Genomic DNA, 25267 nt, shown 5'->3' with positions numbered 1-25267 from the left:
ACCGCCTGGGGTGTGACGGATCAGGAGGAGGCGAGGGGGAGGACGGTGGTCAGGACGGCCTGCGCCGCCTCGGCCGGGCGGGTGCGCAGGAAGTGGTGGCCGCCGTCGGCGAGTTCGTGCGGGTCGACGCGGTCGGCCAGGAGCAGCCAGTCCTGGTGGCGGCGGGCGTGGCCGGCGGTGTGCGGGTCGTCCGCGGCGACGACCACGGAGACCGGCGCGGACACCTTGCCGGGCGGCGGGGCTTCCAGGGCCGCGGCGAAGTAGCGGTGTGCCGCGACGCAGTCGTGCCGGTAGGCGGCGGCGATGCGGGCGGCGTGCCGCGGGTTCAGCTCGGCGAGTTCGGTGTGGCCGCCGTCGGCGGTCAGCCGTGCCGCGATGTCGGCGTCGCTCAGGTGCGTCAGTTCGGTGACGGCGGTGTGCCGTTCGGGCGCGGTGCCGAGCAGTTGCGCGCCGAGGAAGAGCCGCTCCACGCGTACGCCCCGCCGCTGGAGCCTCCTGGCCGTCTCGACGGCCGGTGCGGCTCCCGAGGAGTGGCCCCACAGCATGACCCGGGTCAGTCCGCGTGCCGTGATCTCGGCGGCGACCTGTTCGGCCACCTCCTCGACGGCCGCGAAGGGCTCGGCGGGCGCGGCCAGGTTGTGGCCGGGCGGGTCCACGGCGAGGACCGCGAGGCCGCTGTCCGCGAGCGCGCTCGCCATCGGCTGGTAGTTGACGGCGTTGCCGCCCGCGTACGGGAAGCACACCAGGGCGCTCTCGGGCGTGCCGCTCCCGTTCGCCAGGGTCAGCAGCAGCTCCGGGCGCTGCGGGGCCGGGCCGTCGAGGAGGGCGGCCAGGTCGGCGAGGACCGGGGTGCGGGTGATGTCCTTCAGGGACACCGCGCGGTCGAGGGCGAGGCTGAGTTTGACCGCGGTCAGGGAGGTGCCGCCGGAGTCGAAGAAGTGGTCGGTGCGGCCGATCTGTTCCACCGGCACCCCGAGGAGTTCGGCCCAGGCCGCGGCCACTCTGCGCTCGGTGGGGCCGAGTCGGTCCGCGGCCGTCCGATGAGCATCCCCGGCCGCCCGGTGCGGGTCGCCCGTCGGAGCGGTCTCGGCCAGCCTGGTCAGGGCCTTCTTGTCGATCTTGCCGTTGGCGGTCAGCGGAAGGCTGTCCTGCCAGTGGAAGGCGGAGGGGACCATGTAGGCGGGCAGCGCCGCGCCGAGCGCCTCGCGCAGGGCCTCCGGCCGCTGCCGGCCACCGGAGTAGAAGGCGATGAGCTGCTTGCCGCCGCCGGACCGCTCGGCGACGACCACCGCGCCGTCCCGTACCCCGGCCACCCGCAGCAGGTTGTTCTCGATCTCGCCGATCTCGATCCGGAACCCGCGGATCTTGACCTGGCTGTCCCGGCGGCCGAGGAACTCCAGCCTGCCGCCGGGGTGCCAGCGCCCCCAGTCGCCACCCAGGTAGAGCCGTTCGCCGGGCCGGTACGGGTCGGTGCGGTACGCCTCCCGGGTGCGCTCGGGATCGTTGACGTAGCCCCGGCCCACGCAGACTCCGGAGAAGGCGATCAGTCCGGGGGCGCCCAGCGGTACCAGTGACAGGTGCTCGTCGACGACGTGGACGCGGACGTTGTTGACGGCCCGGCCGAGCAGTACCCGCTCGGGCACCTCCCGGAGGAGTTCGTGGTTGGTGTCGTCCGACGTCTCGGTCAGTCCGTAGGCGTTGAGCAGCGCGATGCCCGGCTGGACCGCGAACCAGCGCTGGACCAGCTCCCGTTTCAGCGCCTCGCCGGTCACCGACACGCAGCGCAGGTCCGGCAGGGTGCGCGGGTGCCGCTCCAGGTAGGAGACCACGACCTCCAGGTACGACGGCACCAGCTGGGCCACGCCGACCCGGGCGTGCTCCAGGGTGTCGGTGAACCGTGCCACGTCCGTGATCACGTCCTGCTCGACCAGCAGGGTCCGCCCGCCCACCAGGAGCGGGGCGACGAGCTGCCACAGGGAGATGTCGAAGCACTGCGGGGCGGTCTGCGCCACCACGGTCCGCGCGCCGATCGCCAGGTCGTCGATCTTGGCGTGGAGGTGGTTGAGCATGCCCGTGTGCTCGCACATCGCGCCCTTCGGCTCGCCGGTGGAGCCGGAGGTGAAGTAGATGTAGGCGAGCTGGCCGGGGTCGACACGGATCCCGGGGTCGTCGTCGGCGTGCGGTTCGGCGTACGCCGTGTCGAACGGCAGCTTCTCGACGTCCGGCAGGGCAGCCAGCGCCTGGTCCAGGGTGTCCGTGCTGCCGGGTTCGGCCAGGGCCAGCCGGCAGCCGGCCCGGGACAGGGTCGCCTCGATGCGGCCGGCCGGGAAGTGCGGTTCGATGGGCAGGTACACGCCGCCCGCCTTGAACACCGCCAGCACCGCGGCCAGCCAGTCGAGGGTGCGCTCGGAGACGACGGCCACCACGTCCTCCCGGCCCAGGCCCCGGGCCAGCAGGGCGCGCGCCAGCCGGTTGGCGTGCCGGTTGAGTTCGTCGTACGTCCACTCCCGCGTGCCGTGTACGGCCGCCACGGCCTGCGGATGGGCCCGCACCCGCTGTTCGAACAGTTCGTGCGCGCGGGCGTCCGGCAGCGGGCGGTGCGGCCCGGCGAGGTCTTCCAGCTGCTCGCGCCGTTCCTCGGCCGACAGCAGACTCTGCCGGCCGTGGTCGGCGTCGGGGTCCGCCGTCATCAGCCGCAGCGCGGTCAGGTGGTAGCCGCCGATGCGGGCGGCGGCCTCGGCGTCCAGGACGTCCGTGCGGTACCGCAGGTGCAGTGCCAGCCGGCCGTCCCGGTCGGACCAGCGCACGTGCAGGACACCCTCGTCGGCGTGGACCTCCCCGGCCTCCTCGGCTCCGCGGGGACCCCAGACGACCTCGTACGGCGGCTCGGTCAGCCCGAGTTCGCGGCGCAGCTCCGCCACCGGGTGGTCCGGGTGCGCCCGCACCTGCGCCTCGGCGTGCCCGGCGGCCGTGAGCAGGGCCGCCCAGCTCCCCGGGGGGACGGGCACCCGGCACGGCAGCGGCTCGCCGGCCGCGCCGGTGGCGAGGCCCGTGACCACCTCCGGCTCGCCGGAGAGCACGGCCAGCACCTTGAGGTGGGCGGCCAGCAGGAGCGTGCCGGCCGACAGGCCCTGCTGCCCGGCCAGTGCACGCACCGCCCGCGTCACGTCGTCCGGCACCGGTGTCTCGTGCCCGGCCGCTCCCGGCACCGGTTCCCGGACCCACCGGGGCACGGCGGTGGCACCGCCGGCGGTCAGTGTCCGGGTCCAGAACTCCCGGTCCGTCTCCACGCGCGTTCCCATCGAATGGCCTTCCTCAACTCACGGTCGCCGTGGCGGCGTCAACTGCGGTCGCGGCCCTGCCGACGCCGGCGGACCGGCTGTCGCGGTCGGGCATGTCCACCGCGGGATTGCCGCCCCACTGGGCGTTCGGGGGGACTTCCTCGCCCTTCATGAGGAAGGAGTCGGGCGCCAGCACGGAGCCGTCGCCCATGGTCACGCCGTAGTGCACATGGGCGGCGATGCCCAGCGTGCAGCCGGCGCCGAGCGTGGTGACGTCGGACTTGAAGGTGCCGTCCTCCTGCGAGTGGCACTGGATCTTGCTGCCGGCGTTGAGGGTGCAGTCGTCGCCGATGGTGCCGAGGGTCCGCTCGGTCAGGTAGCAGCCGTCGTCGAACACCCGGCGGCCGATGCGCACCCCCAGCAGCCGCCAGACCAGGCTCTTGAACGGGGTGCCGTTGAAGATGTTGAGGAAGTGGTCGGGCACCTTCCACAGTCGTTCGTGCCACCAGAAGTACGGGTCGTAGATGGAGCACAGCCGGGGGCGCAGCGCGCGGAAGGAGGCGAGGCAGCGCTCCACGAGGATGAAGTACGCGGTGGAGAAGGCGAGGGTGACCGCCAGGTAGCCGGCGATCACCACGCGCCCGAGCACGCCGTACAGGTCCACGGAGGCGAGACCGAACAGGGTGAGCGCGAAGGTGTGCAGCCATCGCACGAACAGCATGAGCACCATGGAGCGGAAGTTGTAGCGGTTCTTCGCGGCCAGCCGGTGGCGAAACGTTTCTCCAGTCCGGAGGTGGTCGAAACTGGCATCGCGGTCGACCGAGCGGGGGATCTCGAAGCACGGTGAGCCGAGGAGCCCCACTCCTTCCCGGATCTCGCCGTCGAGGGGAACCATCACCTTCGTCGCGAGCAGGCAGTTCTCGCCGGTCCTGGCGCCCGCCGGATAGGCGATGTTGTTGCCCAGGAAGTTGTGCGCCCCGATGGTGGCCCGGGACAGCCGGAAGGACGTGCTGGAGAAGTCGGCGTTGAGGACGGAGAGGCCGTCGGCCACCATCGTCCCGCTGCCGACGCTGACCAACAGCGGTGTCTCGTGCTGCACTTCGGTGCCGAAGTTCGACCCGGTCTGCTCCACCTTCGACAGGTCGTACCCGATGCCGCGGAGGTAGCCCACGATGTAGGAGCTGTCGCCGAAGAGCCAGGCGAAGAACTTGACGTTCGTCATGCGGGCCGTGGTCCGCTGCAGCGCGTAGTGGAACCCGTAGAGCGGATACACCTTGTCGGGCCTGACCACGAGGCCCACCAGACGCGGCAGGGTGCACAGGGCCGCCAGCCCCAGGACGAGGAACCCGAAGAACAGGACGAGGGAGAGCAGCAGCGCGTCGGGGAGCAGTTGCGCCCAGCCGAGCGCGGCAGTCGTCGGATCGAGACGCTTGCCGATCGCCGGTACCTGGGTGAACAGCATGTAGACGCCGCCGACGGCCAGCGGGACGTACAGGAAGATCAGCTGGAGCAGGGTGCCGAGGCCGAACCAGGCGCGGCGCAGGGTGCCGCAGTTCGCCGGGGCGATCCGGAGGTAGTCGGTCCCGGTGGGCTCCGCCGGGGATCCGTGCCAGTGCTCGCCGTCCGGGACCGCCTGGCCGCGGTGCAGGGCGGAGGAGTGGCCGAGCTGGGCACCGTGCCCGAGGGAGGTGTCGATGTCCAGGACGGTCTTCTCGCCGACGAAGGCGTCCGCGCCGAGGGTGATCCGGCCGGTCTGGATGTGTCCGGCGTACGCCCGGTAGCCGAGGAAGAAGGAGTCCTTGCGGACCACCGTGCCCGAGCCGATCGTCAGCAGGTCGGTGCAGACGGGAACGGAGTGGGAGAGGATCGTGACGCCCTTGCCGATCCGCGCGCCGAGGGCCCGCAGGTAGAGCACGTACAGCGGGGTCCCGGTGAGGAAGACCATCGGGTTCGCGTGCAGCAGCACCTTGACGAGCCAGAAGCGCAGATACGTGAGGCTCCAGACGGGGAACTCGCGGGGGCGCCAGCGTCCGACGAGCACCCATTTCGCGACGACCGGGAACGCGCACAGCGCCACGAACGCGGCACTTCCGAAGAGCAACGACCGCAGATAGACGTCGACCAGACCCTTGCCGGAGGCGATCCACTCGTACCCGGCGGCGGTGACGAACCCGGAGACCAGGGAGTAGCCCAGGAAGACGAGCAACTGGAGGGTTCCGCAGAACAGATGGTTCCGCCGGTGCACGCGCGGTTCCGGTGCCGGCGCGGGCGGCTGCGGGGTGGGTACCGGATCGGCGGGAGCGGGGGCGGTCTCACCGAGAGCCGCCGCCAGGCTCTGGATCGTGGGGTGCCGGTAGACGTCCCGCATGGACGGCGACGGCAGATCGGCCGTCTTGCGTATTCGTGCGCAGAACTGGGCCATGACCAGGGAGTTGGCGCCGAGGTCGGCGAAGAAGTGGCCGTCGACCGGAACGGACTCGGCGTCGAGGAGGTCGGCCAGCGCCTGCGCGAGCCTCCGCTCCGTCTCCGCCCCCCCGGGGCCGGCGCCGGTCACGGCGACAACAGGTTCATCCGGCTCCGACACGACCTCGGAGGACTGCTCCACCATGCGATCTCCTGGAGAACGTGGATGTTCCTGATCACGAACCGGCGGATTCAGTTTGTCCGGATAAGGGCGCTACCTGCCACTTATCCCGGTGATGGGGCCGAGTGCCCGTCATGAGCCGTCAGGCCCGTATTCCCTTGGTTTCACGCCAGGAAGGGGAGCGCGCGAATCACCCGAACGGCGGCCCCCCGGCCGGCAGCCCGCATCCCGGCGCGGCGGCCGCATCCGGATCCGCCCCACGCCGACGGGAGCTCTCACCGGCGGCGCGGGGGCCCGGAACCCCGGGGCAGGTCAGTCGTCGGCGCCGTCCGCCGCCGCGGGCTCGCGCGCCGCGATGCCGACGAAACGGCGTACGGCCTCCACGGGCATGTCGAGCCCCTCTGAGGCGGCGCGCTCGTCGCCGAACACCTGTACTGCCTCGGCGACGGCCACCGCCAGTTCGGCCTCCGCCTTGCGGACCTTGACCTCGGCCTTGTCCACCGTGTCGACCACCGCGAGCTGGCGGCGCTGCTTCTCCTGGAGGCGCTGCTTGCGAGAAAGCGTTTTGTCAGAGTTCTGCACAGTCACGACCAAGATCATATGCAGGCCCGTGCACCCGCGCGAAATCGGCAACACCGCATGCCCGAGGCCCTGTTCAAAGCCTCAGGCGGTCAGCGTCGCCCACACCGCGTGGCCGCTGGTGAGCCTCGACCGGTCGACGCCCCAGGATTCGGCGAGCTGCTCGACGAGCAGCAGCCCCCGGCCGCCCTCGTCGTCGGGGCCCGCCTCGCGCCGGGGCAGGCCGCGGCCGGAGTAGTCGTGGTCGTGGACCTCCAGCCGCAGGCATCCGTCCGCGACCAGTCCCATGCCGCACAGGATCCGCACGCTCAGCGTGTGGATGACGGCGTTGGTGGCCAACTCGGACACGAGCAGCACCGCGTCCTCGCACAGCTCGCGGGAGAGTCCCCACTCACCGAGCCGGGCTCTCACGGAGCGGCGGGCGACTCTGACGCTGGAGCGGTGCGAGGGCAGCTCGATCCAGTGCGCCCGGTCGGGCGCGTCGACGTCTAACAGGTCGCGGGGGGAGGTCGCGTGGGGGGACACGAGGCTGCCTTCCGTAAGGCGGACGCGGCGGAGAGCGGGCGGAACAGGCGGAGCGGGCGGAACAGGGCAGGCAGAACAGAGCAACGGCCGCACGGGGAGCGGGGCATGGCCCGTGATCGTGGCCGCGATTTACTCAAGTAATCATGCGCGCAGGCAAGTTCATGCTGCAACCGGCTCCCTGATAATTTCAGGATGCCGGTATCGGTCTGGTCGCTTCAGCAAGTGCCTGTCACACTCGTCCGGGTGACAGTCCCTCAGGAGGTAGGGCGTGAGCGAAGGCCGTTCGAACGCGGGCAGCACCAGTGCGCCCACCGTTCTGCGCATGATCCTGGGCCGCCGGCTCCAGGAGCGGCGGCAGGGCGCGGGCGTGTCACTGGAGGACGCGGCGCGGGCGCTTCGGGTCACGCCCCTGACCATCCGCCGGCTGGAGAAGGCGGAGGTGACGCTCAAGCCCCTCTACGTGGAGAAACTCCTTGAGACCTACGGTGCCGACCGGCAGGAGCGGGAGGAGTTCGTCGCCTTCGCCGAGCGGGCCAACGAGCCGGGCTGGTGGCACACGTACCGGGATGTGCTGCCCAACTGGTTCAGCGCCTATGTGAGCCTGGAGACCGGCGCGACGACCCTGCGCACGTACGAGCCGCACTACGCCACGGGGCTGCTGCAGACCCGGGACTACGCGCGCCATGTGCTCAGCGGCGGCTTCCCGAACGACAGCGACGAGGACCTGGAGCGGCGGGTGAACCTGCGGCTGCGCCGTCAGGTCCTGCTGGAGCGCCCCGACGCGCCGACGCTGTGGGTGGTGATGGAGGAGGCCGTCCTGCACCGGGTGGTCGGCGGGCCCGAGGTGATGCGGGAACAGATCGAACGGCTGCTGGAGGCCTCGGAGCTGGAGCACGTCAGCGTCGACGTCGTCCCGTTCACCGCCGGTGCCCATGTGGGCGCGTGCGCCCCGTTCACCTACTTCCGGTTCGCGGAGCCCGAGCTGCCGGACGTCGTCTACACCGAGATCCTCTCCGGCGCGATGTACCTGGACCAGCGCTCCGACGTCGTCGCCCACCTGGAGGCGCACAACCGCATGTCCCTGCTGACCTCCGACGCGCACAGCAGGGCGCTCCTGAACCGCATGCGCAAGGAGTACTCATGACCACCTTCGACACCTCCTTCGACCGCAGTGTCCACGACGTGTACAACGGCATGCCCGCATCGGACCTGGGGGAACAGGGCTGGGAGTCGCCCTGGAGCGGCCCCAACGGCGGTCAGTGCGTGCAGACGAAGCAGCTCGCCGACGGCAGGATCGCGCTGCGGCAGTCGACGGATCCGGCCGGCCCCGCGCTGATCTACACCCCGGAGGAGATCACCGCGTTCGTCGCGGGGGTCAAACGGGGCCTCGCCGACCACCTGACCACCGGCTGACCTCTCCCCCACGCTCCCCCTCTGAAAGGTTCAGGATGACCAACTCGCCCGTGGCCCGGGACATCGACACCAGCAGGCCCCACTCCGCCCGCATGTACGACTACTACCTGGGCGGCAAGGACCACTTCGAGGTCGACAAGCAGGCGGCCGAGAGCGTGGCGTCCGCCTACCCGGGTATCTTCGTGTGCGCGCGGGAGAACCGTGCCTTCATGCACCGGGCGACCCGCGTCCTCGCGCGCGAGCACGGCATCCGGCAGTGGCTCGACATCGGCACCGGCATCCCCACCGAGCCGAACCTGCACCAGGTGGCCCAGTCCGTGGTCCCCGAGGCCCGGGTGGTGTACGCCGACAACGACCCGCTGGTGCTCAAGTACGCCGAGCGTCTGATGCGCAGCAGGGCGGAGGGCCGCACCACCTACATAGAGGCGGACGTCAACGACCCGCAGACACTGCTCGACGCCCCCGAGCTGGCCGAGATCCTGGACCTCGACCGCCCGGTGGCGCTGTCCCTCAACGCCCTGATGCACTTCGTGACGGACGCGCAGGACCCGTACGGCATCGTCGGCCGCCTGCTCGACGTGCTTCCCTCGGGCAGCGCGCTCGCCCTGAGCCACTGCACGCCCGACTTCGACCCGGACACCTGGCAGAAGGTCACCGACATCTACAACAACGCCGGAACCCCGGTGCAGTTCCGCTCGCGGGCGGACGTGGCGCGGTTCTTCGACGGGCTGGAACTGCTCGACCCCGGCGTCTGCGTCGGCCACCGCTGGCGCCCGGACGCCGAACCGACCGCCACCGACGCGGAGGTCAGTCTGTGGACCGGGGTGGGCATCAAGCCGTAGGGACCATTCCGAGGGGGGATCCGCCTCCGGGCTGTCGTACGGCATGGGGGTGCGGTACGACAGCCCGGGGGCCGTGAACAGTTACGGCCTTGTCGGCCATTGAAGATCAAGGCCAGGAACGTGTAGCTGAGGACCCGAGCCGCTGACCGAGGATGGTGGTTCGGCTGGTGGTGAACGCCGGTCCGGGGCAGGAGCCGTTGGGGCACCGAGTCGCGCGACGTGCGGATGGTCACTCGGCGGTAGTTCCGGGGATCTTGGCTGCCAGGATGTCGGTGTACTCGATCGTCGGCGGCTGCCCGAGCAGCTCAGGGAGCCGGGCCAGGCGGGCACGGCCGGCCTCCAGGTGCTCCTGGCAGGCCTCCTGATCGGGGAAGGCGTCGACGACGGCGAAGGTGGTAGGGCCGAGGCGGAGTGCGAGCCGAACGGTGGTGTCCGGTTCTTGCTCGACGTCCGTCAGTGCCGCGGTGATGGGCATCCCGCTCATTCGATCCCGGCGGGGACCGCGCCGTCGGCGGCCTGCCAAGCTGCACGGGGACAAGGGCTATGACTACGACCACCTGCGGAAATGGCTGCGGAAACGCGGTATCGTCCCGCGAATCGCGCGCCGCGGGGTCGAGAGCTCAGCCCGCCTCGGCCGTCATCGTCGGGTGGTCGAGCGGACCATGTCGTGGCTGTCCGGTGCCGTCGGCTGCATCGGCGCTACGAGCGCAAGCGCGAACACTTCATTGGCTTCACCGCGATCGCAGTCATGGTCATGTGCCTGCGGCGTCCGGGTGTCAGCGCCGGCCGGTAGCGTCTGCGAGGTGACCGACGACGCAGTCCTCTGGAACCGACTTGCCGGCTTGCTGCCAGAGGCTGAAGCCCAGGAAGTCAAAGACTGCTGGGACATCGGAGAGCAGGAGGCGGGACTTGGCCTGCTCGTCTCCGGCATCCTCGGCCACCAAGTGCCGATCAGCGAGACGGTCAGGGCCCAGATCTCCGTACTGGCGGAGACCTGGGGCGAGCGGGAGGCCCTCACACCCCAGATCCTTCAATGCCGTGACGAAGGAACACCAGGTCCTCTGAAGCTGATCGAAAGCGACGGAGGCAGGGCCCCAGAGGCAATAGGCGTGGTCGAACAGAACCTGGCTGGTCTCCTCCTCGTCCCCTGGATCACCTGCACAAGATGCGGCCAGGTCCTGATGCGCGCCCATGCCCGAGAAAGCTGGGGAGATCTGTCCTACCTGGCGGTTCACTACGTCATCACGACGCCGAACCGGGCCACCGTCCTGCGGCTGTTCCCTGCCGACTCCGCCGGCGCGGCCTTCGCTGCCGTTCAGCGTGCGTGTTCAGACGCACCATAAGAAACGACCTCTCAGCTTGTTCTTTATGGTCTGCCCTGGTCACGTTCGGCGATCGTCTCGGGCCGCCTGACCGTTTTGCCCACGTCGCAGCGGGTGGCGGGGTGTCGGTTCTTCGAGCCGGGCGGTCTGCCGGGGCCGGGTCGGTTGGGTTTCGGTGCACGGGCCGGGCAGGGCAAGCTGGGGCGGAGGTTCCTGAACCCGCGGCGGACCCGGGCTGGGGTGAGCCGACCAGGCTCGGTCGGCTTCTCCCAGGGCCGGCGGAGGTCTGCGGCCGGCGGCCGGGCGAGGCGGAGCTGGGTGTGCGCGGCGATGACCAGCCAGGTCCACCGGTCCGCCGCTGCGGGCGCGCGGAGCTTCGGGCGGGTCCGGCCCAGCGTCTGCTTGATCATCCGGAAGGTGTGCTCCAGGTCGAATCTGCGCAAGAACGCCTGCCAGCGCGGGTCGACCGCCTGGCCCGGCAGGCCGGTGGCCGACGACCACAGCCAGACGGGGAGTGGATCGTGGCCGCCGGGCAGGCGGTCGACCTCAAGGAGGATCAACGTGCCCTCGATGAACGGGAGTTCGCCGGAGTGGTCGATCCACGCGGAGCGGGTGGTCAGCCGGGGATGAATGGGGTCCCAGGCCATCGCGCGAGCGGTGCCGTAGCGCTCGGTGACCTGAACGGTCGCGACATGGGGCCCGCCCCAGGTGTCGGGCTTGGCGAAGCGGAACTCCTTGCCGTGCTTGGGCGGCCGTCCGCCCTGCGGCGGCGAGATCCAGGGGACCGGGACGGGCTGGCGCATCACGCGGTCCGTGCGCATCCGCCCCAGCACCTCCACCGGCAGTCCTTCCAGCAGATAGGCCATGCGCGGAGCGTCGTAGCCGGCGTCGAAGACGATCAGGATGTCGCGGTCGCCCTGCTGCCACCGCCCTATGTCGATCAGGACCTCGACTACGCGGCGGACCTGGACAGCGGTGACCTCGGCCACGTCGTCGGCCGGCCCCAGCCTCAGCGCGTCCAGGATCTGGCACCACGAGGTCCGGCCCGACTCCAGCACGGCGATGAACGAGTAGGGCCAGCCGGGCACGAACTGGTCCGAGGACCGGCCGCTGCGGCCGTAGACGTGGCAGAACAGTCGGTCCGCGCTGGTCGGCGCGTCGGGCCGGAGGCGGTGGGTGACGTCCACCGCCAGGACCAGGCGCCCTTCGGCGGCCGCGAGTTGTGGCAGGCCGGCCAGCACCTGTCGCAGCCGCGGTACGTCGACATTCCCGCTGTTCAACGCGTCGTACATGGCGCCGTGCCCGCGCCGGTGCTCGGCCGTCAGCATCAGGTCCACCGGCGTGGTCACCGGGCCGTCCGCGCACAGCAACGCGTCGGTCAGCTCGAACAGTGTGTCCCCACGCGCGGTCAGGCAGTCGAAGAAGTCGTCCCGGAAGTGCGACGCCACCGCGAACGCCTCCCGCCGGACGTCATGCTGCAGCAGACTCATTCCCCCATGGCCTTCGTCCTGGTCAAGTGCCTCTTTGGTCGGAGCACAGGATCAGACGAAGGCCGTGTTCACGCCCTGGGAATCCCCGTACGGGCGATCACGTCCGGGCCGGCGTTCGAGGCCGTCACGGGATCAGCCCGCGCCGCTTGGACGTCCGGCGGACAGCGGAAGTGACGTGGTTAACCAGATCGCTGGACGTTTGGGCCGAGATCGCGTCCGTCCAGAACTTCAATGTCGGTGTGGCGGAGCGCCGCTTCCTCCAGGCCGACGGCGAGTCCGGGAAGCGGTACGGCAACGAGACCCTCCGTGTCACCCCCGACGGCGAGGTCTCCACCAAACTCCCCGCGCCGCTGACGTACCTGGCGAACGCGCCGCACGGCCGGTACGTGCTGGCTGTGCAGGTGTCGTTCGCTCACCGTGGCGAGCAATGGGCCGACCGTGTCACCGCCAACAGGGCTGTGGCCTACCGTATCCATCAGGACACCACACGCGGCCGTTGGTACTTGACCGCGTCCTGGACCCTCCCACCGGTCCGGACGGTGCCGCTGGATACGGCCCGCGCGAGAGGCCTGGTCGGCGTGGACACCAACGCCGACCATCTCGCCGCCTGGCGCCTCGATCGGCACGGCAACCCCATCGGCGAACCACCGCGCTTTGGCTACGACCTCACCGGCACCACCGACCACCGCGATGCCCAGATCCGGCACGCATTGATCCGGCTGCTGCACTGGGCCAGGCGCCAAGGCCTCGCAATCGCCGTCGAGGACCTCGACTTCACCGCAGAGACGAGCCGGGAGAAGCACGGCGGCAAGAAGCGGTTCCGGAAGCTGATCTCCGGCATGCCGGTGACAAGGTTGCTGGTCCGGTTGGTAAGTACGGCGGCAGAACTCGGCGTCCCGGTTATCGCCGTCGACCCAGCCTCTACCTCCCGGCGGGGCGCCCAGCACTGGCAAAAGCCCCTCACCAGCAAGAACAGGAAGACCACCCGCCACGACACACCCGCCGTGGCGATCGGAAGGCGCGCCCTGGGGCACCCGATCCGGCGTCGGACGACACCGCCCCGCACCCACCAGAGCGATGGATGCGGGCATCGGACCGTCCAGGCCAGACCAGGCACCCCAGGACGTGAGGGACACCGCCCCCGCATTCCCGGACCACGGACACGATCCGCCGGCGCCGGACGCGGAGCGAACGCAGTGGACCAGAACGCCCAGCACCGTTCGGGGTGTTCGGCTGAGCACGACTCCTGGCAACAGGACTCGCTCCCGCTCAGTCTCTAGGAACGGTGTCAGCCGATGTGGTAGCTGTCGCCGTACACCTTCCAGTCCAGCGGGGTGTTCAGGCACAGGTTGCCGTTGCGCAGAAAGACCCGCTGTTCGGTGTCGACCCTGGTGGTGTCGCTGTGCGCCTCCTCCTGCTGCATGGCCCACACCCGGGCGTCGAGGAAGGCGTTGAGGTACGTCGTCTCGTTGCCGCCCTGCGCCGGCGGCTTGGCATGGCCGAGGGCGCGCTTGCGTATGTTGCGGAAGCTGGTGGCGTCGTCGCCGTCGCCGTGCATGACGATGGCGTCGTAGTAAGTGAACTGGCCCAGCGTGCCCAGCCCGTCCGTCTTGCCCTGCTGCACGGCCGGGTTGAAGTACACGCGGTCGCGTTCGTCGTTCTGGGCCTGCTGGAAGGCGGTGTCCTGGGCGGCCTTGCGCCAGTCGGCGGGGAAGTTCGGGTCGAGGCCGCTGTGCGAGTCGGTGCCGTTGACCCGGCGCAGCGCCGGCAGGTACTTGGCGAGCACGTTGGAGGGCTTGCGGTCGGTGTAGAGCTGGACGAGGTCGAGCATGTCGCCGGTGCCGGAGCAGAAGCCGATGATCCCGGCGGTGTAGCCGCGGCCGTCGCCGATGTCCTCGATGTACTTGTACTGCGCCTTCCAGTCGAGCGAGGAGTTCTCCGCGCTCGACACCAGCTTCATGGCGATCTCCTTCTTCGCCGGGTCGTCGAGGCCCGCACAGCTCGCGGCCGTCGGGGCGGCGGTGGCGTGCGCGGGGCGCAGCAGCACGGCGCCGGCGCCTACGGCGGACGCGCCGAGCAGGGCGAGCAGGGTGCGGCGGGAGGTCAGGACGGGGTTCGTCGTGGTCGTGTCGTTCGGTTTCCGCACAGGGACTCCAGTGGGGGGTTGCGGTCGGTCATCGATAGGAAGGTTTCCTATCAGTAGTGCGCGCTGATGTGTACCCGTCACACAGAAAGTTCGTAGAGTCGAACAAGTCCGCCGCTGCGGTCCGGGATGTCCGACGCGGGTCAGCCGGTGGCGGTCCAGGCCTTCGGCCCGATGCCGCGCCACTCGATCAGCTCGGGGTCGTCGACCGTCGTACTGGCCTCGGGCAGGCCCGCGCGACGCAGGAACTCGACGACGTCGAGCAGGTGGTACGCGATGCCGACGTACTCTCCGCGGATGGTGACCCGCCGGCCGCCGTCGGGGCCCGGCGGCTGCACGATCACAGGCGCGCCTTCCATAGTGACCGGATGCCCCCTGACGGCACGGTTCATGCCGCGAACAGGGCCACCCGGCGGATGCCCGCGAGCAGGGGCGGGGCGCCGGCACCGGCGGGCGGGGCCGGAAATCTGCGGTTGGCCGAGAGTTTCGGGGGGCGGAGTGACGGGAGGGCGGTTCGGTGCATCCGATACGCGCCAATAACCGCCCTCCGGGGCGGCGGATCGGCTTCCGCCGCCGGGTCCGGGTGGCGGCCCGGACGGATCGGCCGGCACTTGCGTGTTTTGCCGGTCGATTACGCCTTCATGTGTCGGTTACAGCGTCTTCACAGAACGCGTACTTTCGGTCACTCGGCGTGTCGGTCCGGCCGCCCGGGGAAGACGCCCGCACAGGGGGCTGCCTAGCCTCCCCGCCATGCGATCACCACTGATGAGACGCTTCGGCCTCGGCGCCGTCCTCACCCTCGTTCTGGCCCTGTTCGGGCTGACCCCCAGCGCGAGCGCCGACTCGGCGCCGGCCGGGCTCACCTTCGCCACCGACGCCGCGACCACCACGCCCGGCGGCACGGTGCACCTGTCGATGACGATCACCAACAACAACACCTACGACATCTGGTTCGTGTACCAGACGATCGACCCGACCTACCTGACCACACAGCGCCCCGACCTGAAGTACAGCTTCACCGGCTGCAGCCTGGCCGCGTCCGACGGCACCGCCACCGCCTGCTCCGGCACCGGGCCCACCAACCTCGGCACCGACTACGGCGCCACCGTCCCGCCCGGCCAGAGCCGCACCGTCACCCTGACGCTCAGCGTGGCCGCCGACTCCGGCTGCAACGGCAACATCGGCTTCTACTCGTACTACTACGCCGAGTTCAGCGACTCCACGAACACGAGCGGCGGCCCGGTCTACACGCCCGAGACGCGTGTCCTGTGCGCCTGACGGCCTGTCGGGGATGACCTGAAAGGTCTGCGATCAGCCGATGATCCGGGGCCGGGCACTCTTGCCCGCGCAGAGGGCCCGGCCTGCACCGCGGACGGAAAAAAGCCCAACTCGGTTCCATCTGAGGCCTGTTGGATGCCTGCTCTTTTCCGTCACGTTTCGCAACACGACCGCGAAAGCTACACACAGACACCACTATGTGACGCGACGGATGCGTCGACGACTGGCCTCTCAGGGGAAGCCGGCGTCGGGGCAAAGGGGTGCGTCCGCCCTGCGGAGCCGCACTCACCCCGTCCGGGGAGGGGACTTCACCGCATGAAGCGGACCATACGCACGACCGTGCTCACGGTCGGTGCGCTCATCGCCGCGCTCGGCCTGCCGGCCGGCGCGGCCCATGCAGACGACGCACCCAGAATCGACTTACGGGTACTGCTGGTCAGCGACGGCGGACCGTCGACCGCCGCCATCGCCGCCGAACTCACCGATGACGGCACGCCGTTCACCGAAATCGACCTGACCCAGTCCGGACGGCAGGTCATCGACGCCGGTTTCCTCGCGGACACCGTCGACGGACGGGCACGCGCCAAGTTCCAGGCCGTGGTACTGCCCAACGACAATCCGTTCGCGAGCGGTTCAAGTGAAATGGCGGCACTCACAGCGTACGAACAGGTTTACCAGATCCCCCAGGTCGATGCCTATACCTATGCGCGACCGGAAGCCGGTCTGCAGTACCCGGCGGGCAGCGCGGGCTACTCCGGCAGCATCGACGGCACCCAGGCCGACGTGACCGCCGCCGGCCAGGCAGGCCCCTTCGGCTACCTCGACGGCACCGTCCCCTTCGAGGACAACGACCCCTCCGTCGGCGAGAGTTACGCCTACCTCGCGCAGCCGGCGGCCGGCGCCGACTTCACGCCCTACGTCGAGGCGACGATCCCCGGGTCGTCCACCAAGGGCTCCCTGGTCGGCGAGTACCGGCACGACAACCGGCGCGAGCTCGTCGTGACCTTCGTCTACAACCAGTACCAGGAACAGTTCCGGCTGCTGGCCCGCGGCATCGTCGAGTGGATGACCGGCGGGGTGCATCTCGGCGCCTCGCGCAACTACTTCGCCGTGCACGTGGACGATGTGTTCGCCCAGGACGACCGCTGGAACAGCGAGCTCAACTGCACGCCCGGCGACGTCGACTGCACCGACTCCGGCGCCACGGCCGACCCGATCCGGATGACGTCCACCGACGTCGACTACGCGGTGGCCTGGGAGCAGAGCAAGAACTTCACCTTCGACCTCGCCTTCAACGGCTCCGGCAGCGTCGACCAGCGCGAGGACAACAACGGCGTCGACCAGCTCGCCGACAAACTGGTCGCGGACAAGAACGACTTCCGCTGGATCAACCACACCTACACGCACGCCTTCCTCGGCTGCGTGCAGAACACCACCGTGGTGCCCTGGGTGTGCGAGACCAACGCCGACGGCAGCACCCAGTGGGTCGGCCAGAACGACATCTCCGACGAGATCGCGAACAACCGGGTCTGGGCCGAGACCAACGGACTCCCCCTGGAGAACGACGAGTTGGTCACCGGCGAGCACTCCGGGATGCGGATCCTGCCGCAGCAGCCCGACGACAACCCGAACCTGGCGCCCGCCCTCGCCGCGAACGGCGTCGACTGGCTCGGCTCCGACAACTCCCGTGACCCGCAGCAGCGTCAGGTCGGGGCGGCCGAGACGGTGCCCCGCTACCCGATGAACATCTTCTACAACGCGGGCAAGGCCTCCGAGGAGGTCGACGAGTACAACTGGCTGTACACCAGCCGCGCCCAGGGCGGCAGCGGTATCTGCGAGGACAACCCGACCACCACGACCTGTCTGTCGGCGCCGCTGGACACCAGCACCGGCTACACCGGCGAGATCGTGCCGCTGGAGACCCGGATCGACCTCGGGCACGTGCTGTCCAACGACCCCCGGCCGCACTACATCCATCAGTCGAACCTGACCGAGGACCGCATCGCCTACCCGGTGCTGAACGGCGTGCTCGACGGCTACCAGGCCCTGTTCGCGGACAACACCCCCGTGGTGAACCTGCGGATGAAGGACATCGGCACCGAGCTGAAGCGCCGGGCGGACTGGCAGGCCGCGCTCCAGGCCGGTCAGGTCACCGCCTACCGCATCGGCGACGCCGTGACCGTCGAGGCACCGGCCGGCCTGGAGGTCACCGCGACCCTGCCGACCGGGACCACAGTGGGCGGCGCCGCGTTCGGCTCGGCGTACGCGGGCGCGGTCTCCGGCTGGACCCCTTCGGCCGGCTCCCCGCTCAGCCTGACCCTGCCCGCCACCACGGCGTCCCCGTCCGTCACGGCTGCCGACGACACCGCCCCGGCCACGGATCCCGCGCCCGGCACCCGGGTCCCGGCGGGGGTGGCCGATCCGGTCCCCGCCACCGTCACCGACTGAACAGCGCTCCGCCGCACCGACGACCGAAGCAAGAACGGATCCGCGGTTCCGGCCGCCCGCCGGCGGCCGGAACCGGCACGACCACCCCCCACACCTCGGCCGTGGAGCAAACCGATGTCCCTTCCCCAGGGCGCGCCCCCCACTCGAACTACGCGCGTCACCCTGCTCACCGAAGGCACCTACCCGCACAGTCACGGCGGCGTCAGCGTCTGGTGCGACCAACTGGTGCAGGGCATGCCCGACATCGACTTCGACGTGATCGCCGTCACCGGCACCGGACGCGAGCCCGTCGTCTGGGACCTGCCCCCGCACGTCTCGAACGTGTGGTCCATGCCGATGTGGGGCGACCCGCCCGCGGGCCGCGCGCCCCGGGGCCGGGCCCGCCGTGAACTCGCCGACGCCTACGGCCGGTTCCTCGCCGCGCTGCTCGACCCGCGGGCGGAGGACGGCTTCCCGGCCGCTCTCTACGCCATGGCGCGCGCCGCGGCGGACGGCACGCTCGGCCCGTTCCTGCGCACCGACCCGGCGATCACCGTCCTGACCTCGCTGTGGAACCGGCCCGGCGTCGCCGTGCGCGAGGCCCGGCCCACCCTGCACGACGCACTCACCGCGACCGCGCTCCTGGAGCACGCGCTGCGCCCGCTGACCGCTCCGCTGCCCACCACCGGCGTCGCGCACGCGGTGAGCGGGGGCGTCGCCGCACTTCCGGGGCTGGCCGCGCTGGAACAGCACGGGGTCCCGCTGCTGCTCACCGAGCACGGCGTCTACCTGCGGGAACGCTACCTCGGCTATCGCACCGCGCCCTACCGCTGGCCGGTCAAGGCGGTCGTGCTCGGCTTCTTCCGCCTCCTGGCCCGCGAGTCCTACCGCAAGGCGGCCCTGATCACCCCGGGCAACCGCTACAACCGGCTCTGGGAGGAGGAGGGCGGCGCGGATCCGGAGTCCATACGCACCGTGTACAACGGCGTCGACCCGGCCGCGTTCCCGGCGGCCGGACCTGAGCCGGAGGTGCCCACCCTGAGCTGGGCGGGCCGCGTGGACCCCATCAAGGACCTGGAGACCCTGATCCGGGCCTTCGCCGTGGTCCGGGCTCGGATCCCGAAGGCGCGGCTGCGGTTGTTCGGCGGCACGCCCAGGGGCGGCGAGGCGTACCGGGAGCGCTGCGAGGCGCTGGCCACCGCACTCGGGCACGGCGACGCCGTCGCCTTCGAGGGGCGCGTCGACGACATCAAGGACGCCTACGCGGCCGGCAACGTCGTGATGCTCTCCAGCATCAGCGAGGGCTTCCCGTTCACCCTGATCGAGGCCATGTCCTGCGGGCGGGCCACCGTCTCCACCGACGTCGGCGGGGTCCGGGAGGCGGTCGGCGACACCGGGCTGGTCGTCGCGCCCCGGGACCCGGCGGCGATGGCCGCGGCCGCGCTCGAACTGCTGGGCGATCCGGCGCGCCGCCGGGCGATGGGCGAGGCGGCCCGGCTGCGGGTGATCGAGCAGTTCACGCTCCGCCAGACCATCGACACCTTCCGCGCCATCTACCTCGAACTACCCGACCGCGCACGCAAGTCGGCGGCCGGGCCGGCCCCGGCCCCGGCCCCGCTGTCCGCCGCGGGCGTCACCGGGAGCGTGGCCCGGTGAGCGGACCGATGTCCCTCGAACCCGGCGGCTCCGAACAGGAGACCCTGGCCCTGCGCCTGGCCGAGCCCCGGCCGCCGCGCCGCCGCCGGCCTCGCTGGGCCCTCGACGACACCACGCTGACCATCCGGCTGCCCCGGCGCGGCCCGGACGAGGACGCGATCAGCGAGCTCGCCGCCGAACTCGCCGACCGGATCGGCCCCGCCGTCCACCCCTACGAGGTGGCCGCCCTGCTGGAGTCGGAGGGCCTGTCGGCCGCCGTGATCAACGAGCGGTACGGCCACCCGAACCTGTTCTCGCTCGCGTCCGCGCTCTACGAACGGGTGCCCAGGACCTTCCCGGAGCCCGCGCCCGCGGCCGACCCCTGGCGTCCGGACACCGTGCGCTGTCTGCTGCGGGGCGTGCTGTTCGCGCTGCCCGGGCTGGCCTATCTGCTGACCTCTCCGCTGTGGAACGCGGCCGGGCACGCCGCGGCGCTGATCGTGGCGGGGCTGGTGTCCTGGGCGTGGGGGCAGGCTCTCGGCCACCGCGCCCATCTGCGGATGGCGAGCGGACGGCGGGAGGCCGGCCGTACCCTGCTGCTCGGTGCACCGGTCGGGGCGGTGCTGGCCACGGGGGCGGCCGCCGTGATCGCCGGGGGCGGCCCGGTCGTCCTGGCCGCGGCGGCCCAGTCGGTCTACCTGGCCGCGGCGGGCGTGCTCCTGGTACTGGCCCGGGAGCGGCTGCTGCTGGCCGCGCTGAGCCCCCTGATCGCCGGTGCGGCCGTACTGCCCCGGTGGGAGCCGGGCCGGCTGCTGCGGGCCGGGCTGCCGCTGCTCGCCCTGACCGCCACGCTCGCCGTCACCGGCTGGGTCCTGTGGCGCACCCTGGCCGTGCCGGCCGCCCCCGCGGCGGGCCGGCCCAAGGTGCTGTGGTCGCTGCCGTACGGCCTGTTCGGTCTGGCCGCCGGGGTGCTGGTGCTGCTGGAGGGGCTCCGGGAGTCGCGCGCACCGTACGCGGTGATCGTGCTCACGGTGAGCATGGGCCCGGCGGAGTGGCTGCTGTACCGCTACCGGGGGCTGTCGGTCGCCGCGCTGCGCGCCACCGCCACCCCCGCCGCGTTCCTGCTGCGCTCGGCCGGCATCCTCGCCCTCTGCCTGCTGCTGTACCTGTTGCCGCTGCTGCCGGCCGCCCTGTTCACGGGCGCCGACCCGGCCGCCCTGCTGCTGCTCGCGGCCACCCTGTGGACCGCGCTGCTGCTGCAGGCGTTCGGCGCGGCCTGGCCGTCGGCCGCGCTCTGTGTCACGGCCGCCGCCGTCGCCGGCGCGGTCACCCTGCTCGGTCTCCCCGGGGCCGGCCTGGCCCTGCCGCTGTGTTGCGGCGCCGCGGCGCTCTGTCTCGCGGCCTGCGCGCTTGCGCTGCTCGGCCGCCCCGCCCCGCACGGATAGTCACTCCCCCCACGCACAACCAATCGGAAGGACACCGCAGTTGACCTCCCAACCGCTCGCCGCCGTCACCGGGGCCGAGGGTTTCATCGGTTCGCACCTCACCGAGGCGCTGGTCGCCTCCGGACACCGGGTGCGGGCCATGGCCCAGTACAACTCCTTCTCCTCCTACGGCTGGCTGGAGACCCTCGCCCCGGACGTCCTGGACCAGGTGGAGATCGTCCTCGGCGACGTCCGCGACCCCGGCTCGGTCCGCGGCCTGCTCGACGGCGCCGACACCGCCTACCACCTGGCCGCGCTGATCGCGATCCCGTACTCCTACCGGGCCCCGCACAGCTACGTGGACACCAACGTCACCGGCACGCTGAACGTCCTGGAAGCGGTCCGCGCGCTCGGCACGCCCCGGCTGGTGCACACCTCGACCAGCGAGACGTACGGCACCGCGCAGACCGTGCCGATCACCGAGGACCACCCGATCAACACCCAGTCCCCGTACGCCGCTTCGAAGGCGGGCGGGGACCGGCTCGCCGACAGCTACCACGCCAGTTTCGAGACACCCGTGGTGACGCTGCGGCCGTTCAACACGTTCGGGCCGCGCCAGTCGATGCGCGCGGTGATCCCCACCGTCATCGGTCAACTCGCCGCCGGGGAAACGACGATCACCCTCGGCGATCTCCGGCCCACCCGGGACTTCATGTTCGTCGAGGACACCGCCCAGGCGTTCCTGACGGTCGGCACCGCGCCCGCCGAACAGGTGGTGGGCCGTACCTTCAACGCCGGTACCGGCGGGGAGATCTCGGTCGGCGACCTGGTCGCGCTGATCGGCAAGGTCATGGGCACCGCCGTCGACGTCCGGGCGGACGAGGCCCGGATCCGGCCGGCGGGCTCGGAGGTGATGCGGCTGGTCGCCGACGCGAGCAGGCTCAGCGCGGCCACCGGCTGGCAGCCCGCGCACTCCCTGGAGGAGGGCCTCGCGCAGACCGCCCGGTTCTTCCGCGACCCGGCCAACCTCACCCGCTACAAGACCGGCATCTACAACATCTGACCTCGTCCGGCACGTCTGCGCACGTTCACGAAGGAGGAGTCCCATGCACGCAGTGATCCTGGCCGGAGGCAAGGGCATCCGGCTGCGCCCCTACACGACCGCGCTGCCCAAACCGCTCGTCCCCATCGGCGACCAGCACGCGATCCTGGAGATCGTGCTGCGCCAGCTCTCCACGGCCGGCTTCACCAGCGTCACCCTCGCCATCGGCCATCTCGGCGAGATCATCCGCGCCTACGTCGGCGACGGCTCCCAGTGGGGCCTGGCCGTCGACTACGCCACCGAGGAGAGCCCGCTGGGCACCATGGGCCCGCTGCTCAACCTGCGTCACCGGCTGCCCGAGACCTTTCTGGTGATGAACGGCGACATCCTCACCGACCTCGACTACGCCGACGTCCTCGCCCGGCACAGAGCCTCCGGTGCCCCGCTGACCATCGCCACCTACGCCCGCAAGATCCACATCGACTTCGGGGTGCTGACCACCGACGACAGCAAGGTCGTCGCGTTCACCGAGAAGCCGAGCGTGGACTACCGCGTCTCGATGGGCGTCTACGGGCTGTCCCGCGCCACACTCGACGACTACACGCCCGGACTCCCGCTCGGCTTCGACGAGTTGGTGATCGATCTGCTGAAGGCCGAAACTCCGCCGCACGCCTACGAGTTCGAAGGGTACTGGCTGGACATCGGCCGCCCGGACGACTACGACCGGGCCAACGCCGAGTTCACCAGCCGCAAGCCGCTTCTGCTCAAGGGAGCCTGAGCACGTCATGCGCATTCTCGTCCTGGGCCGCACCGGCTATCTGGGCACCCATGTCGCCGCGGGGCTGCGGGCCGTGCCCGGCGCGCAGGTCCTCGGCGGCGGCCGCTCGGCCGGCGTGGAGCACCACGTCGACCTCGCCACCGTCCGCCCCGGACAGCTGGCCAAGACCCTGGCGGCGGTCGCGCCCGACACCGTGGTCAACTGCGCGGGCGCGACCGGCGGCGACGCGGTCGCCCTCGCCGAGGTCAACGCCCGTGGCCCGGCGGTGCTGTGCGCCGCGCTGCGCGACGCGGCCCCGGCGGCCCGCCTGGTGCACCTGGGTTCGGCCGCCGAGTACGGCCCCGGCGCGCCGGACGCCCCGGTGACCGAGTCGGCACCCACCAGCCCGGTGGGCCCGTACGGTGCGACCAAGCTCGCGGGCACGGCCGCGGTGACCGCGGCCGGCCTGGACGCGGTGGTGCTGCGGGTGGGCAATCCGGTCGGGCCCGGGGCGCCGGCCGCCTCGCTGCCCGGGCGGATCACCGGCATGCTCCGCGAGGCGGGCCCGGACGCGGCTGCGGTGCTGCGGCTCGGGGACCTGTCGGCGTTCCGCGACTTCGTGGACGTACGGGATGTGGCCGGGGCGGTGGTGCTGGCGGCCACCGTGCCCGGGCCGCTGCCGCCCGTCCTCAACATCGGCGGCGGCCGGGCCGTTCCGGTGCGCGAGCTGGTGCACGCCCTGGCCGGCCGGGCGGGTTTCCGGGGCCGTATCGAGGAGAGCACGACCGGCTCGGTCCGCTCGGCGAAGGTGTCGTGGCAGTGCTCCGACATCTCCGCCGCCGGGCGGGCCCTGGGCTGGCGCCCCGCCCACACCCTGGACGACGCGCTCACCGCCCTGTGGGAGAGCGACGGTGTCCGGTGAGCCTGCTCGTTCCGCTGTATGTGCACCCGGCCGAGGACCCGGGCGCCTGGCACCGCCTGATCACCGCCGCGCACCGCACCTACGGCGTGGTCCTCAACCCGGCCGACGGCCCCGGTGACCGCCCCGACCCGGCGTTCGCCGCGGCGGCCGACGCGCTGCGCACGGCCGGGGCGCTCCTGCTGGGATACGTCGACACCGACTACGGCATGCGCGGACAGGCCCAGGTCACCGAGGAGATGCGCCGGCACGAGGAGTGGTACGCGGCCGACGGCTGCTTCCTCGACCGGGTGACGGCGACCCCGCAGGGGCTGCCCGCCTGCCGCAGACTGGTGCGTGCCGTACGGAAGGCGGGCGCCGGGAGAGTGGTGCTCAACCCGGGCGTCCACCCGGCGCCGGGATACCTCCGGCTCGCCGACCTGACCGTCACCTTCGAGGGCCACTGGTCGACGTACGTCTCGGCGTTCACCCGGCCGGCGTGGGCCGGCCGGCAGCCGCCGGAGCGGCTGTGCCATCTCGTCTACGGCGTGCCCGAGGCCCTGGTCCCGCTCGCGGTGCGCACCGCGCACCGGCGGGGCGCGGCGGTCTGCGGTCCGGTGACGGGCGAACCACCCAACCCCTGGGCCGAGTTGACACCGGCGCTCACCGGGGCGGAGGCGGAGCGATGAGGGCACCCGCACGGCCGCGGGCGCGCATCCTGCTGCCCGCCGCCCTGACCGCGGCGGCCCTCCTGGCGGGCTGCTCCGCACCCCGGGACTCACCGTCGGCACACTCGGCCGCCCCCTCGGCGTCCGCCGACTCGCCGACGGCGGGCACGGGTTCTCCCACCGCGTCCGCGGGCTCTCCCGCCGCACCGACGGCCTCCGCCGCCACGCGCACGGCCTCCGCCGGGGCACACCCCGCCAAGGCCCCATGGAAACCCAGGCCCGGTCTGGCCTGGCAGTGGCAGCTGGACGGGGAGGTCGAGCCGACGGTGGACGTGCCCGTCTACGACATCGACGGCTTCGAGAACTCCGAGGCGGACGTGGCCGCACTGCACCGCGCCGGCCGCAAGGTCATCTGTTACGTCAACGTCGGCGCGTGGGAGAACTTCCGGCCCGACAAGGACGACTTCCCGCGCTCGGTGCTCGGGAAGAACAACGGCTGGGCGGGCGAACGCTGGCTGGACATCCGCAGGCTGTCCGTCCTGCGGCCGATCATGGAGCGGCGCTTCGACATGTGCCGCGACAAGGGCTTCGACGCGGTCGAGCCCGACCTGGTGGAGGGCTACGGCAACGACACCGGTTTCCGGCTCACCACCGCCGACCAGCTCCGCTACAACCGCATGATCGCGGACATCGCCCATGAACGCGGCCTGTCCGTGGGCCTCAAGAACGACCTCCCGCAGATCCCGCAGCTGCTCGCCGACTTCGACTTCGCGGTCGACGAGGAGTGCGCCCAGTACGACGAGTGCGCGCGTCTGACCCCGTTCATCAAGGCGGGCAAGGCGGTCTTCCACGTGGAGTACAAGGAACCGACCAGTGCCTTCTGCGCCGAGTCCCGGCGGCTGGGCCTGTCGTCGATGCAGAAGAAGCTGGAACTGGGGGTGTGGCGCAAGCCCTGCTGA

22 protein-coding genes and 1 pseudogene are annotated in these 25267 nt (G+C 71.4%); 15 read left to right on the top strand and 8 right to left on the bottom strand.

Features of this window, described 5'->3' with window-relative positions:
• Positions 1-20: 20 nt before the first annotated feature.
• From SSP29_RS42215 to SSP29_RS42200, 4 genes are all read right to left on the bottom strand, one after another.
• On the bottom strand, positions 21-3302 hold the full coding sequence (locus SSP29_RS42215; protein WP_089106253.1) for a non-ribosomal peptide synthetase: 3282 nt from the start codon (positions 3300-3302) through the stop codon (positions 21-23).
• Positions 3303-3315: 13 nt separating this feature from the next.
• The gene (locus SSP29_RS42210; RefSeq protein ID WP_089106252.1) at positions 3316-5889 is read right to left on the bottom strand and encodes a Pls/PosA family non-ribosomal peptide synthetase; all 2574 of its coding nucleotides are present in this window, start codon (positions 5887-5889) and stop codon (positions 3316-3318) included.
• Positions 5890-6177: 288 nt separating this feature from the next.
• Complete coding sequence (locus SSP29_RS42205) at positions 6178-6453, bottom strand: hypothetical protein (protein ID WP_150135983.1); 276 nt, start codon at positions 6451-6453, stop codon at positions 6178-6180.
• Positions 6454-6528: 75 nt separating this feature from the next.
• Positions 6529-6969 (bottom strand): ATP-binding protein, encoded by a 441-nt coding sequence (locus SSP29_RS42200; RefSeq protein ID WP_089106250.1) that lies wholly within the window; start codon positions 6967-6969, stop codon positions 6529-6531.
• A 268-nt stretch (positions 6970-7237) separates the two neighbouring features.
• On the opposite strand from SSP29_RS42200, the gene SSP29_RS42195 reads away from it, so the two are divergent.
• The 3 genes from SSP29_RS42195 to SSP29_RS42185 are packed head-to-tail and all read left to right on the top strand — an operon-like array spanning position 7238 to position 9224.
• A complete protein-coding gene (locus tag SSP29_RS42195; protein WP_089106249.1) occupies positions 7238-8113 on the top strand; it encodes a Sco1979 family transcriptional regulator in 876 nt (291 codons plus the stop codon).
• On the top strand, positions 8110-8382 hold the full coding sequence (locus SSP29_RS42190; protein ID WP_089106248.1) for a DUF397 domain-containing protein: 273 nt from the start codon (positions 8110-8112) through the stop codon (positions 8380-8382). Before SSP29_RS42195 ends, SSP29_RS42190 begins: the two co-directional genes overlap by 4 nt.
• Positions 8383-8417: 35 nt before the next feature.
• Entirely contained in the window at positions 8418-9224 is an 807-nt protein-coding gene (locus SSP29_RS42185; RefSeq protein ID WP_089106247.1) for an SAM-dependent methyltransferase, read from the top strand.
• 229 nt (positions 9225-9453) lie between these two features.
• Here SSP29_RS42185 and SSP29_RS42180 read toward each other — a convergent pair whose 3' ends face one another.
• Positions 9454-9699: an antibiotic biosynthesis monooxygenase gene (locus tag SSP29_RS42180; RefSeq protein ID WP_150135981.1), complete on the bottom strand. Its 246-nt coding sequence runs from the start codon at positions 9697-9699 to the stop codon at positions 9454-9456.
• A gap of 19 nt (positions 9700-9718) precedes the next feature.
• Here SSP29_RS42180 and SSP29_RS57425 point away from each other — a divergent pair.
• Both SSP29_RS57425 and SSP29_RS52665 read left to right on the top strand, forming a co-directional pair.
• Positions 9719-9928, top strand: a pseudogene (locus SSP29_RS57425) (IS5/IS1182 family transposase); the annotation flags it as partial.
• A 99-nt stretch (positions 9929-10027) separates the two neighbouring features.
• Positions 10028-10567: a hypothetical protein gene (locus tag SSP29_RS52665; RefSeq protein ID WP_145969016.1), complete on the top strand. Its 540-nt coding sequence runs from the start codon at positions 10028-10030 to the stop codon at positions 10565-10567.
• Positions 10568-10590: 23 nt separating this feature from the next.
• On the opposite strand, the gene SSP29_RS42165 is transcribed toward SSP29_RS52665, so the two are convergent.
• Complete coding sequence (locus SSP29_RS42165) at positions 10591-12036, bottom strand: NF041680 family putative transposase (RefSeq protein WP_089106245.1); 1446 nt, start codon at positions 12034-12036, stop codon at positions 10591-10593.
• Here SSP29_RS42165 and SSP29_RS42160 point away from each other — a divergent pair.
• Entirely contained in the window at positions 11937-13316 is a 1380-nt protein-coding gene (locus SSP29_RS42160) for a transposase (RefSeq protein WP_438363840.1), read from the top strand. The genes SSP29_RS42165 and SSP29_RS42160 overlap by 100 nt on opposite strands.
• An 8-nt stretch (positions 13317-13324) precedes the next feature.
• Here the strand turns inward: SSP29_RS42160 and SSP29_RS42155 are convergent, their stop codons facing one another.
• Together SSP29_RS42155 and SSP29_RS42150 are read right to left on the bottom strand one after the other, a co-directional pair.
• Positions 13325-14182: a chitosanase gene (locus tag SSP29_RS42155; RefSeq protein WP_089106244.1), complete on the bottom strand. Its 858-nt coding sequence runs from the start codon at positions 14180-14182 to the stop codon at positions 13325-13327.
• Between the two features lie 140 nt (positions 14183-14322).
• Positions 14323-14523: a hypothetical protein gene (locus tag SSP29_RS42150; RefSeq protein ID WP_150135979.1), complete on the bottom strand. Its 201-nt coding sequence runs from the start codon at positions 14521-14523 to the stop codon at positions 14323-14325.
• A gap of 406 nt (positions 14524-14929) precedes the next feature.
• On the opposite strand from SSP29_RS42150, the gene SSP29_RS42145 reads away from it, so the two are divergent.
• The 9 genes from SSP29_RS42145 (at position 14930) to SSP29_RS42105 (ending at position 25267) form a co-directional block, all read left to right on the top strand.
• Positions 14930-15457 (top strand): hypothetical protein, encoded by a 528-nt coding sequence (locus SSP29_RS42145; RefSeq protein ID WP_089106242.1) that lies wholly within the window; start codon positions 14930-14932, stop codon positions 15455-15457.
• A gap of 315 nt (positions 15458-15772) precedes the next feature.
• The gene (locus SSP29_RS42140; protein WP_089106241.1) at positions 15773-17905 is read left to right on the top strand and encodes a hypothetical protein; all 2133 of its coding nucleotides are present in this window, start codon (positions 15773-15775) and stop codon (positions 17903-17905) included.
• Between the two features lie 114 nt (positions 17906-18019).
• On the top strand, positions 18020-19540 hold the full coding sequence (gene pelF / locus SSP29_RS42135) for a GT4 family glycosyltransferase PelF (protein WP_089106240.1): 1521 nt from the start codon (positions 18020-18022) through the stop codon (positions 19538-19540).
• Positions 19537-20964, top strand: a complete 1428-nt coding sequence (locus SSP29_RS57420) for a hypothetical protein (protein ID WP_089106239.1) — start codon at positions 19537-19539, stop codon at positions 20962-20964. Before pelF ends, SSP29_RS57420 begins: the two co-directional genes overlap by 4 nt.
• Before the next feature lie 40 nt (positions 20965-21004).
• Positions 21005-22006, top strand: coding sequence for a GDP-mannose 4,6-dehydratase (locus SSP29_RS42125; protein WP_089106238.1), 1002 nt, complete (start codon positions 21005-21007; stop codon positions 22004-22006).
• 43 nt (positions 22007-22049) lie between these two features.
• Complete coding sequence (locus SSP29_RS42120) at positions 22050-22763, top strand: nucleotidyltransferase family protein (protein WP_089106237.1); 714 nt, start codon at positions 22050-22052, stop codon at positions 22761-22763.
• Between the two features lie 7 nt (positions 22764-22770).
• Positions 22771-23664 (top strand): NAD-dependent epimerase/dehydratase family protein, encoded by an 894-nt coding sequence (locus SSP29_RS42115; protein WP_089106236.1) that lies wholly within the window; start codon positions 22771-22773, stop codon positions 23662-23664.
• Complete coding sequence (locus SSP29_RS42110; protein WP_089106235.1) at positions 23661-24329, top strand: spherulation-specific family 4 protein; 669 nt, start codon at positions 23661-23663, stop codon at positions 24327-24329. Before SSP29_RS42115 ends, SSP29_RS42110 begins: the two co-directional genes overlap by 4 nt.
• Positions 24326-25267: an endo alpha-1,4 polygalactosaminidase gene (locus SSP29_RS42105; protein ID WP_150135976.1), complete on the top strand. Its 942-nt coding sequence runs from the start codon at positions 24326-24328 to the stop codon at positions 25265-25267. Before SSP29_RS42110 ends, SSP29_RS42105 begins: the two co-directional genes overlap by 4 nt.

The sequence above is a fragment of the Streptomyces hyaluromycini genome (assembly GCF_002217755.1).
GTDB lineage: Bacteria > Actinomycetota > Actinomycetes > Streptomycetales > Streptomycetaceae > Streptomyces > Streptomyces hyaluromycini.
Note: the sequence above shows the minus strand (reverse complement) of the source record. Positions and strands in the feature narration are given on the sequence as shown.

Excerpts from the sequence above, each read along its gene's own strand:
- SSP29_RS42190 (WP_089106248.1), top strand. The coding sequence starts at position 8,110 with ATGACCACCTTCGACACCTCCTTCGACCGCAGTGTCCACGACGTGTAC.
- SSP29_RS42165 (WP_089106245.1), bottom strand. The coding sequence starts at position 12,036 with ATGAGTCTGCTGCAGCATGACGTCCGGCGGGAGGCGTTCGCGGTGGCG.
- SSP29_RS42215 (WP_089106253.1), bottom strand. The coding sequence starts at position 3,302 with ATGGGAACGCGCGTGGAGACGGACCGGGAGTTCTGGACCCGGACACTG.
- SSP29_RS42185 (WP_089106247.1), top strand. The coding sequence starts at position 8,418 with ATGACCAACTCGCCCGTGGCCCGGGACATCGACACCAGCAGGCCCCAC.
- SSP29_RS42120 (WP_089106237.1), top strand. The coding sequence starts at position 22,050 with ATGCACGCAGTGATCCTGGCCGGAGGCAAGGGCATCCGGCTGCGCCCC.
- pelF (WP_089106240.1), top strand. The coding sequence starts at position 18,020 with ATGTCCCTTCCCCAGGGCGCGCCCCCCACTCGAACTACGCGCGTCACC.
- SSP29_RS42115 (WP_089106236.1), top strand. The coding sequence starts at position 22,771 with ATGCGCATTCTCGTCCTGGGCCGCACCGGCTATCTGGGCACCCATGTC.
- SSP29_RS42145 (WP_089106242.1), top strand. The coding sequence starts at position 14,930 with ATGCGATCACCACTGATGAGACGCTTCGGCCTCGGCGCCGTCCTCACC.
- SSP29_RS42210 (WP_089106252.1), bottom strand. The coding sequence starts at position 5,889 with ATGGTGGAGCAGTCCTCCGAGGTCGTGTCGGAGCCGGATGAACCTGTT.
- SSP29_RS42140 (WP_089106241.1), top strand. The coding sequence starts at position 15,773 with ATGAAGCGGACCATACGCACGACCGTGCTCACGGTCGGTGCGCTCATC.
- SSP29_RS42105 (WP_150135976.1), top strand. The coding sequence starts at position 24,326 with ATGAGGGCACCCGCACGGCCGCGGGCGCGCATCCTGCTGCCCGCCGCC.
- SSP29_RS42180 (WP_150135981.1), bottom strand. The coding sequence starts at position 9,699 with ATGCCCATCACCGCGGCACTGACGGACGTCGAGCAAGAACCGGACACC.